Genomic DNA, 18,930 nt, shown 5'->3' with positions numbered 1-18,930 from the left:
GAGAATCCTTTTGGGTTCTCTATTTTATTAATGGGGAGGACATGTTGAAGATACTTATTGTGGGCAGTGGCGGCAGAGAGTTTGCCATAGGAGATAAGATATTACAGGCTGATAAAAATAGAAAGCTATATTTTGCTCCGGGAAATGGTGGAACTAAACAGCTTGGAGAAAATATTGCAGTAGCAGCTGAAGATATCCACGGGCTACTTGAGTTTGCAAAGAAAGAAAACATTGACTACACAGTGGTTGGGCCAGAAGCGCCGCTTTGTGAAGGGATAGTTGACCTATTTGAAAAGGAAGGGCTTTCAATATTTGGACCAAGGGCAGCAGGTGCAATGTTTGAAAAGTCAAAGGCATTTACGAAGGAATTTTTAGTTAAGTACGATATTAAGACTGCTGATTACCTTGAGACCACCGACGTAAAAAAAGCCAGCGAGTTTTCAAGGGAGTTAATTGAAAAAAATGGCAAATCTGTATTAAAAGCAGATGGACTTGCGGCGGGTAAGGGCGTTAAAATCGTTACAGATGCCAAGGAATCAGACCAGTTTATTAAAGATGTTTTAGAAGATGGCATCTTTGACGAAAAGAAAATTGTAGTTGAAGAGTTTATTGAAGGCTTTGAAATGAGTTTAATCACCTTGACAGACTCGAAGAACATGGTGCTATTTCCAACTTCAAGGGATCATAAAAAGGTGTTTGAAAACGAAAAGGGACCAAATACTGGAGGCATGGGAACCTATGCTCCAAACTTAGAAGCGGAAAGCTTTATGCCAAAGATTGAAGATGAAATTTTAGAAAAGATTTTACATGGCCTTCAAAGTGAGGGCATAGACTATAGGGGGGCACTGTTCATTGGCCTTATGATAAATCAAGAAGGCATATATGTTCTTGAATTTAATGCAAGATTTGGTGACCCAGAAACCCAAGTAATCCTTCCTCTTATAGACAATGACTTACTTCAGTTACTTCAAAGCACTTCAAAGGGAGAGCTACAAAAAGTCACTCTACAAAAAAATGACAACAAGGCAATTTGTCTTGTAATGACTTCGGGAGGTTACCCTGGAAGTTACGACAAGGGTTTGGAAATAGAACTTGAAGACGGCATAAAATCAAAAATATGTCATGCGGGAACTAAGGAAGAAGATGGAAAGCTCTACACATCCGGTGGAAGAGTACTAAATATTATTGCTACGGGCAAATGCTTTGACGAAGTTCAAAGGCAAGCTTATGAAGACGCAAAGAAAGTGAGTTTTAAAGATATGCACTATAGAAATGATATTGGGCCAAAGGTAAAAAGGGTTTATGTGTCTAAGAAGGACAGATTTAATTATGCTGCAAAGGAACTAAAGGACGAAATTAAAAATGCACTAGGAATTGACGCAAAAAATGTTGAAGTTTATAGCCGTTATGATTTAGAAATAGAAGACAGTGATTTAGAAAAAATCAAAGACAGTATTCTTTCTGAAAAAGTTGTAGACCATATCTACACTGGAGAAGATGCACTTAAATTACAAAGTGAAATGAAAAGTGCCATTGCAGTTTCATATCTTCCAGGACAATTTGACCAAAGAAGACAGGCTCTTATAGACACTGCCTACTTAGTACTGGGCAAGGAAATAAATGCGACCACTTCAAAGGTATATAGCTTCGAAGGAATTAACGAAGGTGAACTTAAGAAGATAGAGGAGTTTTTAGTAAACCCAGTGGACTCAGAGGTTGTTCCACTACTGGGCATACCTACAACCCTTGCAAGTGAAAACAAAATAAATAGAGATAATCCTGTGTTTGAAGGCTTTATAGACCTTGATGAAACGGGACTTAAAAAGTTTTTAGATGAAGAGAACTTGGCAATGAGTCTTGATGACTTAAAGTGTATTCAAGACTATTTCAAATCTGAAGATAGAGATCCAAATATAACTGAAATCAGAGTGCTTGACACATATTGGTCTGACCATTGTCGTCATACTACTTTTAACACATATTTAAAGGTTGGCTTTGATGAAAAGACTGCGCTGGACAGAATAATTAAAGACACCTTCCAAGAGTATCTTGACATGAGAACAGAACTTGGTGTTAAAAAAGAAGTTTCACTAATGAACCTTGGTACCATCCTTGGAAAATATTTTAGAGAAACTGGCGAGCTTGAAGACTTAGAAATAAGTTCAGAAATAAATGCATGTTCTGTAAAGATAAAGGTTAGGGTTGATGTGGAAGGTAAAGAAGAACTAATAGACTACCTTCTTATGTTCAAAAACGAAACCCACAATCACCCTACAGAAATAGAACCTCTTGGTGGAGCTAGCACCTGTCTTGGTGGAGCCATAAGGGATCCACTTTCAGGAAGATCATATGTTTATCAAGCCATGAGAATTTCTGGAGCTGCAGACCCAACAAAACCAATTGAAGAAACATTACCTGGAAAGCTTCCACAAATTAAGATTGTAAGAGAAGCAGCCCTTGGTTACTCATCCTACGGAAACCAAATTGGTCTACCATCAGGCTTTGTTGAAGAAATTTACCACGACGGCTACATGGCAAAGAGACTTGAAGCGGGAGCTGTTATTGCAGCAGCACCTTTAGAAAATGTTATAAGAGAAGAGCCTGTAGTTGGTGACGTTGTAGTTTTACTTGGTGGAAGAACAGGTAGAGATGGAATCGGTGGAGCAACTGGCTCATCAAAGAGCCATACAGAAGAGTCCATAACAACAGAGTCTGCCCAAGTACAAAAGGGAAATGCCCCAGAGGAAAGAAAGATTCAAAGGCTTTTCAGAAATAAAGAAGTAACCACATTAATAAAGAAGTGTAACGACTTTGGTGCCGGTGGAGTTTGTGTTGCAATTGGAGAAATTGCAGACGGCGTAACAATTCACCTTGACAGGGTTCCACTAAAGTACAAGGGACTTACACCAATGGAAATTGCCATTTCAGAATCACAGGAGAGAATGGCCGTAGTTATAAGAAAAGAAGATGTGGATAAATTTGCAAAGTACTGCGAAGAAGAGAATCTTGAACATACAGTGGTTGCAGAGATAAATGACAAAAAGCGCATGATTATGCTATTTGAAGACGAAGTTATCTGTGAACTTTCATATGACTTTATAAATACAAATGGCGCCGACAGAAGTCAAGAGGTATCTGTAAAGACTGAAGATGTAGCAGAGGTTTTAAAGAGTAGTGATAATGACCCTAAAAATTTAAAGAACTATCTAAAGGATTTAAATATAACAAGCCAAAAGAATTTGATGGAGTTATTTGATGCAACTGTTGGTAGAAGTACAGTTCTTCATCCATATGGTGGAAAGAAACAGTACAATCAATCACAGGCCATGGTTTCACTTATTCCATACACTGATGAATATAAGACAAAGACTGCATCAATTATGTCCTATGGATTTAACCCATACCTTTCAGAACAGTCACAGTTCTTAGGAGGATATTATGCAGTTATAGAATCTATTGCAAAGCTTGTGGCAACAGGTGCAGACCTAAATAAGATTAGACTTACATTCCAAGAGTTCTATGAAAGACTTACAGATGAACAGGCTTGGTCAAAACCACTTAAGTCACTTCTTGGTGCATTCATTCCTTCAAAGTTCTTTAATGCACCTCCAATTGGTGGAAAGGACTCTATGAGTGGTACATTTGAAAATATTTGTGTACCACCAACACTAATCTCATTTGCAGTTACAACTGGAGATTTGGAAAATATTACATCACAAGACTTTAAGGGCAAAGGTCGTATTGGACTTGTAAACATTGAATATGATGAAAATGGAATGTTAGACCTTAACGAACTTAAGGGCAATATGGAAAAAATTCACAAAGACATTGTGGATGGAAATATAATCACTGCAATTGCAGTAAACCACAAGGGAACACTTCCACTTATTTATGCAAATGCAGTTGGTAACACTGGCTTTTACGTAAACCTAAAAGACCTTTACTCACCAAGATATGGAACATTTATCGTTGAGTACCTTGAAGACAGAGACTTTATTGAAAATGTTGGAGAGTTTTCTGAAGGCATTAAGGTCAACGGAGAAACACTTGAAGAAGAAACCCTTAAAGAAAATTATCTTCATACACTGGACAAGGTGTTTAAACCAAAGGCAGATGGAGAAGTTAAAGAACTTAAAAACAAAAAGGTTGAAAGAAGACTTGTATCAAACAAGCCTTGTGAAAAACCATTTGTAACAGTGGCATCCTTCCCTGGAACAAATAGTGAATGGGACACTTTAGAAGCATTTAAGGAAAATGGAGCAGATGGAAAAATAATAGTATTTAGAAATCAAAACAAAGAAGACATTGAAAAATCCATTGATGAACTTGCTGAGTCAATTAAGAATTCACAAATATTTGCAATTCCAGGAGGATTTTCCATGGGAGACGAACCAGACGGATCAGGAAAGTTTATTGCAAATGTTTTGAGAAGTGAAAAAGTTTCAGATGCCATCGACTATCTATTAAAAGGAAATGACGGATTGGTACTAGGTATTTGTAACGGATTCCAAGCATTAATAAAAACAGGACTACTTCCATATGGCAAGGTTACAAAAACAAAGGAAGACGACCCGTCAATCACATTTAACACCTGCAGACGTCACGTTGCATGCATTGTGGAAACTAAAATGCTTACAACAAACTCACCATGGCTAACAAATGTGGAAGAAAAGACATACAAAGTTCCAATTTCACATGGAGAAGGAAGATTTGTAGTAGGGGAAGAAAAGTTACAAGAACTTTTAGACAATGAACAAGTTGTAAGTCAATACGTTGAAAACTACAATGGTGCCGACTATTCTATCGAGTCCATTATGTCTAAGGACGGAAAAGTTATAGGCAAGATGGGCCATAGCGAAAGATTTACACCAGATATTTACAAAAATATTTACGACATAGAATTACAAAATCTATTTAAGTCTGCCGTAGAATACTTTACAAAGGGCATATAAGAAGGAGATTAACATGATATTAGTTATAGACTTTGGTGGTCAATACAACCAACTGATTGCTAGAAGAGTTAGGGATTTAAATGTATATTGCGAAGTTGTGCCATATACAAAGGCCCTTGAAGAAATAAAAGCAAAGTCACCGGAGGGAGTAATCTTCACCGGTGGCCCAAACTCAGTTTACGCTGAAGGTGCGCCAAAATTAGAAAAAGAAGTGTTTGAACTGGGAATTCCAATCCTTGGACTTTGCTATGGAATGCAACTAATGGCCCATAGCCTTGGTGGAGAAGTTAAAGAGTCAAGCCAAAGGGAATTTGGAAAGACAGAATTTAAACTAGAGGACAATGAAATCTTTAAAGATATTCCAGAAGAAAGCATTGTGTGGATGAGTCATGTGGACAAGGTTGTGAAACTTCCAAAAAGGTTTAAAATAATTGGAAGCACAGACAACACAGAAATTGCTGCAATGGCTGATGAAGAGAGAAAACTTTATGCATTACAATTCCATCCAGAAGTAAACCACAGTGAATATGGAATAAATATGATAGAAAACTTCCTTGTAAATATCTGCAAGGCAAAACAAGACTGGACAATGGCAAACTATGCAAAAAAAACCATTGAAGATGTAAGAGAAAAAGTTAAAGACAATAAAGTTTTACTAGCCTTATCAGGAGGAGTGGACTCTTCAGTTGTGGCTGCACTTTTATCAAAGGCAATCGGCGACCAATTAACATGTATCTTCGTAGACCATGGCCTTATGAGAAAAAACGAAGGCGACGAAGTGGAAGATGCATTTAAACACTCAGGTATGCACTTCATAAGAGTAAATGCCAAAGGTAGATTCCTTGAAAAATTAAAAGGTGTGAGAGATCCAGAGGCAAAGAGAAAGGCAATCGGAGAAGAATTTATAAGAGTCTTCGAAGACGAAGCCAAAAAGATTGGCAAAGTTGACTTCCTAGCACAGGGAACAATTTACCCTGACATAATCGAGTCGGGAGTGGGGGACGCAGCAGTAATAAAATCCCATCACAATGTAGGAGGACTACCAGACGTAGTAGACTTTACAGGCCTAATCGAACCACTTAGAATGTTGTTTAAAGACGAAGTTAGAAGGCTGGGAAGAGAACTAGGACTTTCAGACGTATTAGTAAATAGACAACCATTCCCAGGTCCAGGCCTTGGAATCAGAGTAATAGGAGAAGTTACAGAAGAAAAACTAGAAGTACTAAGAGATGCAGACTACATTTTTAGACAAGAATTAGAAAAGAACAAAGTTGAAAACCTATCACAATACTTTGCGGTGCTTACAGAAAACAGAACAGTGGGAGTAATGGGAGACTTTAGAACCTATGACTACACACTAGCACTAAGAGCAGTCCACACCACAGACTTTATGACAGCAGAATGGGTTAGAATACCATACGAAGTGTTAGACAAAGTCTCCGTTAGAATAATAAACGAAGTGGATCATATAAATAGAATTGTGTATGATGTTACTAGTAAGCCGCCTGCAACAATCGAGTGGGAATAAAAATTTCGCGTTAAATTTGCGATAAAGGCTTGTTTCGAATTCTTTTCTCGTTGCGACGTATCATCTATACGCCTCACTTGAAAAAATTCTTCAACTAGCGCCTTTCTCATCAAATTTTCTGGCGAAATTCAAGTTGATGAATAAAGAATAGGAATTTTAATGCGGTGTACTCTTTGTACGCCTCACTGTGGGCTTTTTTGCACTTCGTCTATTTATAACATTTTTCCTCGCAGATTGTTGTAAATCTTAATTAGGGAAACAAAAAGATACGACCGAATAGGGAATATTTATTAAAAAGAATAAATTGAATAATAGTTCCAAGTGGCTTACATGAGGACAAAAAATTAGACCGTAGTTTAAAGCTGCGGTCTTTTTGCCTACATATTACTAGGATTAATTTATTTTGACATCTCCAATGGCTACTTTCAAATGTAACAAATAATATAAACCAGATTGCAAAAGCTACTAATACAACTGGTGTTATTTACAAGAAAGATATTGATTATATGCGAGAAAAAATAGAAAAATTGGCAAAAGAAATATGGCAAATCCATTCCCTACTTCTTAATAAATCAAAAGAAAGTTAAAGTGATTAGTATGGGAATTACAAAAATACATCCTATAAAATCAACTCTAAATTTTCATGGAAAATTGACAGTTTATCAAGCCCAAGTAAAATTAAGTAAAACTCCAATTCTAGAGGAATGGATAAACATTGATAAATAAAAAAATGTATCAACCCTTACACTTTTAGGAGGATTAAGGTTGATACACATAATTATTTACAGACCCAAATAATGTCTTATAATTGATATATTTTTCTACTCATAATCCTATACATAATTCACTTTTCTTTTGAAGGCTCAAAATTAATGATTTCATATAGGATATTATAAAGTTCTTCTGCATTTACATTTTTTAATCCCAAATTGCAAATAACTTTATCCGGGATTTCATATGCTCTTTTTTTTAATTCCTTGCCTTTTGTCGTTAAAAATATTTCTACTACCCTATCATCATCCTCCTTTCTTTTTCTATTAATTAAGCCCTTATCTATCATTTTTTTGATTGTAGGCGTGACTGTTCCATTATCTAAGTGAAGAAGTCTACATATATCTCCAATTGTTTGTCCATCTTTTTCCCACAAAACTAACATAATTAAATATTGAGTATATGTCAAATCTAGTGGTTTAAGAAACGGCGTATATGCAGATATTACTTTTCTGCTTGCTGCATATAGTGGAAAACACAATTGATTTTCTAATTTAAGATTATCAATCATAATAATGATTCAACTGCTTTTGCAACTTCATGCATGCTTTCAGTTGGTTCAAAACGAGAAACTACATTTCCATCACGATCTACTAAAAACTTTGTAAAATTCCATTTTATATCCGGATTATTTTTATAATCTTTATCAATCTTTTTTAACATTAATGACATCATCAATGCTTTTGGTCCTTTTCCAAATCCAGAAAATCCTTTTTGGCTTTTTAAATACTCAAATAATGGTAAAGCATTATCACCATTTACATTGGATTTAGTCATTTGTGGGAACTTTGTATCATAATTTAGCGTACAAAAATTAGTTATTTCTTCATCAGTTCCAGGTGTTTGACCTGCAAATTGATTACAAGGGATATCTATTATTTCAAATCCTTGGTCGTGATATTTTTCAAATATTTCTTCTAATTCTTTATATTGAGGAGTAAACCCGCAACCTGTTGCTGTGTTTACTATCAATAATACTTTTCCTTTGAATTGATTTAAAGAAATAACTTCACCCTTTTGGTTTTTAACGCTATAATTATAAATTTCTGTCATATTAACCCTCCCTAAAAATTAATTTAAATATCAATTGCTTAATTAAAAACAATTAGACTATTTTTTCATCTTGCTTGTATTATATCACGTTTTTATATTTTACACAATTATATTTGACAAAATATATTTTGTTTTTTTGTAATTACTTTTGAATTTTCTTTACTCTTCTCAGACTATATGTGCTTTTTTATTTTTGATATCTTAATAATTTAGTTGCTAATATAATAGATAATGAAGATTCTACAAGAGAAATTAGACTAAGCACTCCGATATGCCGGAGAGCAAGATACCTAAAAATATTCATTTCAAGACTTAGATAGGTCATTATGAATATTTGTCTAGCAAAATGTAGAATGTTTTGTACAGCTAGGGAAAACTTTACTAAGGATGTGAAAACCACTAAGAATGTTACAGCAACCAGATATTTAAGTTTATGCAGATTGCTAAAAATACAAGAATTACCGATATTAAAAAGAGGTTGCTTAATCCAATATATCCTGTAAATAAACTTAGTATAAAATATATAATTAAGGATTCCATAAGAAAGATAAGATTCTTTAAAAATTTAATAGATAGTTTTTACCATAAAAGTAATCATATTATTCGGTACTGGGACTGGGACGGGACTAAAAATCTTGAAAATGTCCTATAATTAGGTGGATTTAGTGATACTCTAAAAAATAGAATATAGTATTTTGAATGGTTTGGGATATGTGGGACGCTTGGAAAAGAAGAATGGGAATAAAAATTTTAATGAGCGTACTTAACGTACGCCTCACTGTTGACTTTTCTAGATTTTGTATCGTTAATTAATGCAAAAATAAAAATACGTTAAAGTGCAATGCAAAAGTGCAACGTAAAAAAATACGTTGCACTTTTGCGTTGATTGTTACGAAAAGAAGTCTCTTAACTGAAGAGAAGTGTGATTTGAGAAGTTAGATGTTAGAGAAGTATTAAACATATTAGGAAGCTTAGCATGACATAGCGATGGTGTCGCACTTCCATGAAGGGCTATGAGATTGTTACATGACGAGCGAAAAACTATTTAAAAATTGAAATATTTTTTTATAATTCTATTGATAATTGTATTTAACTATGATATACTAATGATAGTCAAAGAAAGTCAAAGTCCAAGGAGGCATTATGGAATATAAAGATTATTATAAGATATTGGGAGTGGAAAAGTCTGCTTCTGATAGTGATATAAAACAAGCGTATAGAAAACTGGCAAAGAAGTACCATCCTGATTTGAATCAAGGGGATGAGGCAGCATCTGAAAAGCTAAAGGAAATTAATGAAGCTTATGAGGTGCTTGGTGATAAGGAAAAGAGAAAAAAATATGATACTTTTGGCTCTGGTTATAATTTTACTGGAGGTCAAAACTTCGACCCATCTGCTTATGGATTTGATTTTTCAAATTTCGGTAATGGATCATACACCTACACAACTAGTGGTGGGGAAGGTTTCTCTGACTTCTTTAATATGATATTTGGCGGTTTAGGTGGTGGAGCTAAGAGCTCTAGCAAGAACAAAAGAGATATTTTTTCTGGTTTCACAGGCCGCTCAAGGAAGCAACGACAAAGATATGACACTGAAATTTCAATCAGTCTAAAGGAAGCCTATGAAGGTGCAGAGAAGACTCTTGCACTAAATGTAAATGGTGAAAATAAATCACTAAATGTAAAAATTCCTAAGGGAATTCTTCCGGGCAAGAAGATTAGGACCAAGGGTGAAAAGATTGGTCTTGATGGCGACATTTATATTAAGGTAAATGTTATTGATTCTGAAAACACACTTGATGGTCTTAACATAACTAAAAAGATTAATGTGTATCCATGGGATGCATATTTTGGTCACAAGGTTGTTGTGGACACTTTGGAAAAGAAGATAAAGGTAAATGTGCCTAAGGGTATTAAGTCGGGACAAAGAATAAAATTGTCTGGCAAAGGCTTTAGGGATATGAAGGGAAATAAAGGGGATTTATATTTGGAAGTTCAAATTGTAAATCCTGAAACTTTAAATGAAGAACAAGAAGAATTATATAGAAAATTAAAAGAAATGTAGTAAGGAGGTAAGACTATGGATTTAAATAAACTTACTAAAAAATCAATGGAAGCAGTGCAAGATGCTCAAAATATTGCACTAAAGAATAAAAATCCTGAGATTTCTGATTTACATCTTCATTATGCACTGGTTGCAGATGTTGAAGGTATAGTTAATAAGACTTTGGAAAAGATGGGAGTTGACATGGAAAGCTACCTTAAGGACTTAAGCTATGAGCTTGATAGACTTCCTAAGGTTGACAGTGCATCAAATATTTATCCATCTCAATTGTTCCAAAGAATTATTTTGATTGCGGAAGATGAAGCAAAGAGAATGAAGGACAGTTTTATTTCTGTTGAACATATCTATCTTGCTTTAATAAAGGAAAAGAATATGACTTTTCCTGAAATTTTGAAAAAATATAATATAACTGCCAAGGGTTTTGAAAAGGCTCTTGCTGAAATTAGAAAGGGTAACAGAGTTGAAACCGATGACCCTGAAAGCTCTATGAATGCTTTGGAAAAATATGGAAGGGATTTAACTGAAGAAGCGAGAAAGGGAAAGATAGACCCTGTTATTGGTAGGGACGAAGAGATAAGAAACTGCGTTAGAATTCTTTCAAGAAGAACTAAGAACAATCCAGTTTTAATTGGTGAACCTGGTGTTGGTAAGACAGCTATTGTTGAAGGGCTTGCTCAAAGAATTGTTAAGAATGATGTTCCTGAAACTTTGAGGGACAAGACAATCTTTGCACTGGACTTGGCTTCACTAGTTGCTGGGGCAAAGTATAGAGGTCAATTTGAAGAAAGACTTAAATCTGTTTTGAAAGAGATTGAAGAGTCCGATGGTGAAATAATTTTATTCATTGACGAGCTTCACACTCTAGTTGGCGCTGGAGCATCTGAAGGTGCCATGGATGCGTCAAATATGTTAAAGCCAATGCTTGCAAGGGGAGAAATCCATACAATTGGTGCAACCACCCTTGATGAATATAGAAAATATATTGAAAAAGACGGCGCATTAGAAAGAAGATTCCAAAAGGTACTTGTAACTGAACCTACAGTTGAAGATACAATTTCAATCTTAAGGGGAATTAAAGAGAAGTACGAAATACACCATGGTATTAGAATTTCTGATAATGCAGTTATTGCATGTGCAACACTTTCCAATAGATATATAACCGATAGATTTTTACCGGACAAGGCAATCGACTTAATGGACGAAGCCTCTGCCATGGTTAGAACTGAAATCGACTCCATGCCATCATCTCTAGATGAAAAGAAGAGAAAGGTATTGCAACTTGAAATTGAAAGGGCTGCATTAAAGAGAGAAGACGATTCATTGAGCAAGAAGAGACTTGAAGATTTGGAAAAGGAACTTCAAGACTTGAAGAATGAATATGACTTAGAGTATGAGGACTGGAGAAATAAAAAGTCTGAAATAGATGAAGTTAAAGAGCTTAAGGCTGAAATTGACAGAGTTCGTATCCAAATGGAAGAAGCGGAAAGAAACTACGACTTTGAAAAACTTTCAAAACTTAGATACTCCACACTAGCAGAACTGGAAACAAAACTTGCACAGGCAACTGAAAATGTAAAGAACAGCGACTCTTCATTAAAAGAAGAAGTAACTGAAGAAGAAATTGCAGAAGTTGTATCAAATTGGACTCATATTCCAGTAAATAAGTTGGTTGAGTCTGAAAGAGATAGAATATTAAACATGGATGAAGTTCTTCACAAGAGAGTTATTGGCCAAGATGAAGCTGTGGAAGCAGTAACAGAAGCCATAATCCGTTCAAGATCTGGCATAGGTTCATTTGAAAAGCCAATCGGTTCATTTATATTCCTAGGACCTACAGGAGTTGGTAAAACCGAACTTGCTAAGGCACTTACAGAAGCCATGTTCGATGATGAAAAGAACTTGATTAGAATAGATATGTCAGAGTATATGGAAAAACATTCCGTATCAAGACTTGTAGGTTCACCTCCAGGATATGTTGGTTATGAAGAAGGTGGACAATTAACAGAAGCAGTAAGAAGAAAACCATATTCAGTGGTGCTATTCGATGAAATTGAAAAGGCCCATCCAGATGTGTTTAATATCTTACTTCAAGTGTTAGATGACGGAAGATTAACAGACAATCAAGGTAGAACCGTAGACTTTAAAAACACCATTATAATAATGACTTCAAATATTGGATCAGAAAATCTTCTTGACGGAATTAACCAAGATGGAGAAATATCTGAAGCAGCAAGGGAAGAAGTAATGGATAAGATGAAGTTTACATTCAGACCAGAGTTCTTAAACAGAGTAGACAATATCGTATTGTTTAAACCACTAACAGAAAATGAAATCTACAATATCTTAGACAAAGACATTAAAGAAATTGAAGATAGACTTTCAGATAGACAAATCACTGTGGAACTTGACAAGGTTGCAAAGGAACTTATAATGTCAAGGGCCTACGATGTTCATTATGGTGCAAGACCAATTAAGAGGTTCTTACAAAAGTATGTGGAAACAGAACTTGGAAGAAAACTTCTTAAAGGAGAAGTGTCCGATGAAGATAAGGTTGTGATAACAGTTAAAGATGGAGAACTTGCAATAGAAAAAGAATAGAAATAGAAACTGCTCTCGTGTGAGGGCAGTTTTTTTTATTTAAAAGTGAGTGTGGTGCTGCACTTTCGCTCTTTAATTGACAACTTAACTAAATCATTATATAATCGTTGAAATTACTTTTATTTTTATATAAAATTGGAATTAAGAGATTGTTATTTAAATTATAGAGGGGAAAGATATGAAAGTTGTAAAATTTGGTGGAAGTTCACTGGCTGATGCTATTCAGCTTAAAAAAGTTAGAGATATAATACTTGAAGATGATGCTAGGAAGTACATCGTCGTTTCTGCGCCTGGAAAGGGTGCAAAAAATAATCACAAGGTTACTGACCTTCTAGCAATGTGTCATGAACTTAGTGACCATGATTTAAATTTTAACGAAGTTTACAAGATCATCGAGAATGTTTATAAGAATATTGTTGATGATCTTGTTTTGCATATTGACATTGATAGTATTCTAAATGAGGTTAAGGAAGAGATTGAAGGTGGTGCAAGCTACGACTACGTTATTAGTCGTGGAGAATTTATTAGTGCAAAGGTACTTGCTTCCTACTTAGGATATGACTTTGTGGATGCAAAGGACTTAATTGTATTTACCGACGGTGCATTAGATCTTCAAAAGTCCCAGGAGAAAATTAAAAATATTTTATCTAAACATGACAGGGCAGTTGTGCCTGGTTTTTATGGCGTGGATGAAGAAGGAAAGGTGAAGACTTTTACTCGTGGTGGCTCTGATGTAACTGGGTCTGTTATTGCTTCTGCCCTTGATGCAGAGATGTACGAGAACTTCACCGACGTGTCAGGCTTTTTAGTGGTGGATCCGAAGATTGTGAAAAACCCACATCCCATGGGTACCATCACTTACAACGAACTTCGAGAGCTTTCCTACATGGGCGCTAAGGTGCTTCATGAAGAGGCGATTTTTCCTTTAAGGGACAAAAATATTCCAATCAATATTAAAAATACAAATGCTCCACATGAAGATGGCACTTTGATTTTATCTAAATGTGACACAAAGAATAAAAATATTTTAACTGGCATATCGGGGAAAAAAGGTTTTACCGTTATAAATCTGGAAAAGGTAAACATGAATGCGGAAAAGGACTTTTTTAGAAAACTGACAACGGTTTTTGAATCCAATGACATTTCCATTGAGCATATGCCTTCAAGTATTGACTCCGTATCCGTTCTTGTGGCGGATTCATACATTGCACCAAAGTTAAACAAGGTCATTGAAGAGTTGAAAATTTATTTAAATGTGGACAATATTTCTTGGGAGAGGGACATTTCTCTTATTGCCGTGGTTGGTCGTGGTATGATAAATGAGAAAGGTGTTTCATCAAGAACTTTTACTGCCCTTGCTAAAGAAGGGGTAAATATAAAGATGATTAGTCAAGGCTCAAGTGAAATAAATATTATTATTGGTGTTGAAACAAAAGATTTTGAAAATGCCATTCGTTCAATATACGAAGAATTTTATAAGGAGGATTAATATGAAAGTTAATTTAGCAGTTGTAGGTGCTACAGGTCTTGTTGGTAGCATGATGTTACAGGTTTTAAGTGAGGAAAATTTTCCAATAGATAAATTATATTTATTCGGTTCAAAAAATTCCCATGGTGAAAAGATAAGTTACTGTGGAAAGGAATACGAAGTTGAAGAATTAAAAGAAGATTCCTTTGATGGAAGAGGTATAAAGATTGCGCTTTTTGCTGCAGGTGGTTCAGTAAGTGAAAAGTATGCGCCTATTGCGGCAAAGGCAGGAGTAACTGTAATTGACAATAGCTCTTGCTTTAGAATGGACAAGGACGTGCCGTTAGTTGTTCCAGAAATAAATGCAGAGGACATTAAAGACAATAAGGGCATTATTGCAAACCCAAATTGTTCTACAATCCAATCGGTGTTGCCACTTAAGCCAATCCATGACAAGTACAAGATTAAAAGAGTTATCTACTCCACATATCAATCAGTATCTGGTTCTGGATTAAATGGAATTTCTGACTTGGAAAAGGGAACTCAATTAGCTTACAAATATCCAATTAATAACAACTGTATTCCGCAAATTGATGTGTTTTTAGACAATGGCTATACAAAGGAAGAGATGAAGATGATTGACGAAACTAAAAAAATTCTTCATGATGACTCCATTCTTGTAACTGCCACAACAGTGCGTGTGCCAGTAAAATCTTCCCACTGCGTTTCCATTAATATTGAAACAGAAAAACCTTTTGAAATTGAAGATGTAAAGAAAATTATTTCAGAGTATCCTGGAATGGTTCTTGAAGATGACCTTGCAAAAGAAGTCTATCCAATGCCAATTATTTCAACTGGTAAAAATGAAGTCTTTGTTGGTAGAGTTAGACGTGACTTTACAGTGGAAAATGGATTAAATTTATGGTGCTGTGCGGATAACATAAGGAAGGGAGCTGCCACTAACGCAGTTCAGATTGCGAAAAAAATCTTGGAGGTTTAATTTGAAAATTGCAATAATGGGCTTTGGCACTGTGGGAACAGGTGTCGAAGAAATTTTATTTAAGAAGAAGGAGTCCCTATTAAAAAATGGTTTTGATATAGAAATTAATAAAGTTTTAATAAGGGACAAAGATAAAAAAAGGTCACCACTAAAGAGTGATTTAGTGTTTACAGATAATTTTGATGAAATTTTAAATTCCGAAGTGGATACGGTAATTGACGTTACATCAAGCCTTGAAGAAACTTTTGAAAGAATTGTTTCCCTAATGAAGGCGGGGAAGAACATTGTAACTGCAAATAAGGCTGTGGTTTCAAAGTACTTTGAAAATTTAAATGCCTTGGCAAAAGAAAATAAAGTTTATTTTTCCTATGAGGCTTCAGTTGCTGGAGCAATTCCAATAATTCATCCAATAATGGAAGAGATTTTCTTCAGCGACATGAATAAGATTTATGGAATTTTAAATGGAACTTCCAACTATATTTTATCCAAGATGGAAGTGGAAGGCTCGTCATATAAAGATGTACTGAAAGAGGCTCAAGATCTTGGCTATGCAGAGTCGGATCCAACTGCGGATGTTGGTGGATTTGACGCCATGAGAAAGATTAGAATTTTATCTTCCCTTATATATAATGCAAAGATTGATGAAGGGGACATTTTCAATTTTGGAATTTCAAATATAAAAAAATCCGACTTTGACTATGCGAAAGAGCTTGGTTATTCCATTAGACTTATTGCAAAGTCGAAATTGTCCGAAGGAAAAATAAATATTTCAGTTATTCCAACTTTTTTAAAGGACAATTTCTTTGCTAAGACCTTTGAAGGCACCAACGCAGTAAAGGTATGGGGAGAAAACTTTACTTGTTATGAACTAAAAGGTCCTGGAGCAGGGAAACTTGAAACGGCAGATGCAATTATGCGAGACCTTTTAAGAATTCTTTCCCGTAGAGAAATAAGTACTTTTTATGATGCGTCAAATTCATATGAAGTGGAAAACAATTTAAAGAGCAAGTACTATGTGAGAACTTCAAAAGTTAATCCTGGATTAAAGGAGCTAATTGAAGAAGAAAAAGTATTAGAACAGAACCACCATATTATAACAAGGGAAATTTCCCTTGATGAATTAAAAAAATTGCTTTGTGAAGAAATGTTTATTGCAGAAATAGAGGGAACAATATGAAATTTTTATCAACAAGAAATTCCAATTTAAAAATTTCTAGTAGGGAGGCCATTATAAATGGAATTGCAGAAGATGGAGGTCTATATGTGCCGGAAAGCTTCCCGGAATTTAATATAATGGATCACCTGGATCTATCCTATACGGAATTAGGCCATAAAATTTTGTCCCTTTATCTAACGGACTTTGATAGCGATGACCTACTGGAGATTATAGAGAAATCATACGAAAGTTTTGAAGATGGAATTGCAAAAGTTTCCTATGAAAAAGATTTTTATCTTGAACTTTATCATGGCAGGACCTCTGCCTTTAAGGACTTTGCACTATGTTTGTTGCCAAACCTATTGTCATATGCAAAAAAATCCCTTGGAATCAATGAAAAGACTTTAATTTTAACGGCCACTTCTGGCGACACTGGCAAGGCCGCCCTTGAAGGTTTTTACAATACTGAAGACATCGACATCTTGGTGCTATATCCAACGGAAGGTGTAAGCTCCATTCAAAAGGCGCAGATGGACACAACTTCATCATTAAATTCAAAGGTTATTTCCATTGATGGAAACTTTGACGATGCACAAAGAGCTGTTAAGAAAATTTTTAATGATGAAGAAGTGAAAAAGAAGTTAAAGAGACAAAACATAAATCTCTCATCTGCAAACTCCATTAACATTGGAAGGCTAATCCCACAAATAGTTTATTATTTTTATTCCTATGCCGACTTGGTGAATAATAAAAAAATATCTGCTGGAGAAAAAATTTCCTTCTGCGTACCAACTGGAAACTTTGGCGACATCTTGGCAGGGTATTACGCAAAGGAAATGGGACTTCCAGTAGATAAACTAATAATAGCATCAAACGAAAACAATGTTTTGACAGACTTTTTTAAAACTGGAACCTATGATGCAAATAGAAAACTTGTAAAGACAATTTCTCCGTCCATGGATATTTTGGTTTCATCAAACCTAGAAAGACTTCTTTACCACAAGTCTTCCGACAAAGTGGTGAGGGAGAAGATGGAAGATTTAAAAAATGGAGGTATTTTTGAATTTAATGGAAACTTCCATGAATTTTTATTTGGATACACAACTGAAGAAGATACAAAAAAGACAATTGCAAAAGTTTATAAAGAAGAAGGCTATTTAATGGACCCTCACACAGGGGTAGCAAAAAATATTGTAGACAAGCTCGGCCTTAAAAACACAGTGATTTTATCAACTGCAAGTCCTTATAAGTTTTCATCTTCCGTTCTTGAAGCCCTCGGAGAAGAAGTTTCAAAGGACGAATTTGAAAATATAAATTTGCTTAATAGAGTAACGGGAGTTAAAATTCCAAAGGAAATTAAAAAGCTAAGGGATAAAAAGATAATTCACAATACAAAAATTTCCAAAGAGGAAATTGAAAGAGAAGTTATGGAATTTGCCAACAGAGGAAAAAGAATTTCCGTTCCAGCAACGTCGGCAAACCTGGGACCTGGATTTGATGCACTGGGCCTTGCGGTGGACTTAGCAAACACCTGCGAATTTAAAATAACAGAAAAGGTAGAAACGTTTGAAAAAAATGTAAAAGAGAATTTAATCTACAGTTCCTACAAACATGCCTTTGATTTTTATAACGAAGAAGCTATTCCAATAGAAATTGACCTTTGTACAAATATTCCACTGTCCCGGGGACTTGGTTCCTCTGCCGCATGCATAGTTATGGGTATAATGGCGGCATTTTCCGTAATGAAGAGAGATTTTGATAAAAAGGATATTTTAAAAATTGCAACAAAAATTGAAGGCCACCCGGACAATGTATCGCCGGCAATTTACGGTGGAGCAAATGTATCTATATTAAAAGATGATGTCTTTATGGAAAAATTTGAAATTTCAAATAAGTTTAAATTTTTAGCCATTATTCCAGACTTTGAACTTTCAACCAGGGATGCAAGACAGGCCCTTCCAAAAGAATATAGTAAGGAAGACGCAGTGTTTAATATCTCAAGGGTTTCCATGTTAATTTTATCTTTAATGTCTGGTAACGAAGAAAATTTAAAAGTATCTTTGGAAGATAAAATTCATGAGCCATATAGATATAAACTTATTCCTGAAATAGAGAAGATTGAAAAAATAATTAAAGAGTCCAATGCCATTGGTCACTACCTAAGTGGCGCTGGTTCAACCATAATGTTGATTTTAAATTCAGATGATGAAACAACTGAAAGTGAAATTAGAAAGAATTTGAAGTGCCTATCAAATTCATATACTGTTATGCCCCTTGAAATTGATAAAACAGGAGCCTTTTTAATTTAAAATAAGGGATGCTAATTAATAGCATCCCGAT

At 35.0% G+C, this 18,930-nt stretch carries 10 protein-coding genes and 1 pseudogene; 9 read left to right on the top strand and 2 right to left on the bottom strand.

All coding sequences use genetic code 11. The features are described from left to right. Positions 1–44 precede the first annotated feature (44 nt). The 3 genes and pseudogenes from WKS98_RS04365 to WKS98_RS04355 form a co-directional block, all read left to right on the top strand. Positions 45–4,952 carry a phosphoribosylformylglycinamidine synthase gene (locus tag WKS98_RS04365; RefSeq protein WP_498917216.1) on the top strand — a complete coding sequence of 1,636 codons (4,908 nt, stop codon included), beginning with the start codon at positions 45–47 and terminating at the stop codon, positions 4,950–4,952. Between the two features lie 13 nt (positions 4,953–4,965). After that, the gene (guaA, locus tag WKS98_RS04360; protein ID WP_498917214.1) at positions 4,966–6,480 is read left to right on the top strand and encodes a glutamine-hydrolyzing GMP synthase; all 1,515 of its coding nucleotides are present in this window, start codon (positions 4,966–4,968) and stop codon (positions 6,478–6,480) included. A gap of 407 nt (positions 6,481–6,887) precedes the next feature. Next, positions 6,888–7,067 (top strand): annotated as a pseudogene (locus WKS98_RS04355) (plasmid mobilization relaxosome protein MobC); the annotation flags it as partial. 257 nt (positions 7,068–7,324) lie between these two features. Here the strand turns inward: WKS98_RS04355 and WKS98_RS04350 are convergent. Then, positions 7,325–7,762 carry a MarR family winged helix-turn-helix transcriptional regulator gene (locus WKS98_RS04350; RefSeq protein ID WP_498917212.1) on the bottom strand — a complete coding sequence of 146 codons (438 nt, stop codon included), beginning with the start codon at positions 7,760–7,762 and terminating at the stop codon, positions 7,325–7,327. Then, positions 7,759–8,304, bottom strand: a complete 546-nt coding sequence (locus WKS98_RS04345) for a glutathione peroxidase (RefSeq protein WP_498917210.1) — start codon at positions 8,302–8,304, stop codon at positions 7,759–7,761. The genes WKS98_RS04350 and WKS98_RS04345 overlap by 4 nt, the downstream gene beginning before the upstream one ends. 1,143 nt (positions 8,305–9,447) lie before the next feature. On the opposite strand from WKS98_RS04345, the gene WKS98_RS04340 reads away from it, so the two are divergent. From WKS98_RS04340 to thrC, 6 genes are all read left to right on the top strand, one after another. Further along, positions 9,448–10,368: a DnaJ C-terminal domain-containing protein gene (locus WKS98_RS04340; protein WP_498917208.1), complete on the top strand. Its 921-nt coding sequence runs from the start codon at positions 9,448–9,450 to the stop codon at positions 10,366–10,368. 15 nt (positions 10,369–10,383) lie between these two features. Then, complete coding sequence (gene clpB, locus WKS98_RS04335) at positions 10,384–12,966, top strand: ATP-dependent chaperone ClpB (RefSeq protein ID WP_498917206.1); 2,583 nt, start codon at positions 10,384–10,386, stop codon at positions 12,964–12,966. 178 nt (positions 12,967–13,144) lie between these two features. Further along, positions 13,145–14,455: an aspartate kinase gene (locus WKS98_RS04330; protein ID WP_498917204.1), complete on the top strand. Its 1,311-nt coding sequence runs from the start codon at positions 13,145–13,147 to the stop codon at positions 14,453–14,455. Between the two features lies 1 nt (position 14,456). Beyond that, positions 14,457–15,434, top strand: coding sequence for an aspartate-semialdehyde dehydrogenase (locus WKS98_RS04325; RefSeq protein ID WP_498917202.1), 978 nt, complete (start codon positions 14,457–14,459; stop codon positions 15,432–15,434). A 1-nt stretch (position 15,435) separates the two neighbouring features. After that, the gene (locus tag WKS98_RS04320) at positions 15,436–16,611 is read left to right on the top strand and encodes a homoserine dehydrogenase (protein WP_498917200.1); all 1,176 of its coding nucleotides are present in this window, start codon (positions 15,436–15,438) and stop codon (positions 16,609–16,611) included. Then, positions 16,608–18,899 carry a threonine synthase gene (thrC, locus tag WKS98_RS04315; protein WP_498917198.1) on the top strand — a complete coding sequence of 764 codons (2,292 nt, stop codon included), beginning with the start codon at positions 16,608–16,610 and terminating at the stop codon, positions 18,897–18,899. The genes WKS98_RS04320 and thrC overlap by 4 nt, the downstream gene beginning before the upstream one ends. Positions 18,900–18,930 lie beyond the last annotated feature (31 nt).

The sequence above is a fragment of the Lagierella sp. ICN-221743 genome (assembly GCF_037890055.1).
GTDB lineage: Bacteria > Bacillota > Clostridia > Tissierellales > Peptoniphilaceae > Mediannikoviicoccus.
This window is presented reverse-complemented; position numbering and strand designations above follow the sequence as displayed.

Excerpts from the sequence above, each read along its gene's own strand:
- clpB (WP_498917206.1), top strand. The coding sequence starts at position 10,384 with ATGGATTTAAATAAACTTACTAAAAAATCAATGGAAGCAGTGCAAGAT.
- WKS98_RS04345 (WP_498917210.1), bottom strand. The coding sequence starts at position 8,304 with ATGACAGAAATTTATAATTATAGCGTTAAAAACCAAAAGGGTGAAGTT.
- thrC (WP_498917198.1), top strand. The coding sequence starts at position 16,608 with ATGAAATTTTTATCAACAAGAAATTCCAATTTAAAAATTTCTAGTAGG.
- WKS98_RS04325 (WP_498917202.1), top strand. The coding sequence starts at position 14,457 with ATGAAAGTTAATTTAGCAGTTGTAGGTGCTACAGGTCTTGTTGGTAGC.
- guaA (WP_498917214.1), top strand. The coding sequence starts at position 4,966 with ATGATATTAGTTATAGACTTTGGTGGTCAATACAACCAACTGATTGCT.
- WKS98_RS04330 (WP_498917204.1), top strand. The coding sequence starts at position 13,145 with ATGAAAGTTGTAAAATTTGGTGGAAGTTCACTGGCTGATGCTATTCAG.
- WKS98_RS04350 (WP_498917212.1), bottom strand. The coding sequence starts at position 7,762 with ATGATTGATAATCTTAAATTAGAAAATCAATTGTGTTTTCCACTATAT.
- WKS98_RS04340 (WP_498917208.1), top strand. The coding sequence starts at position 9,448 with ATGGAATATAAAGATTATTATAAGATATTGGGAGTGGAAAAGTCTGCT.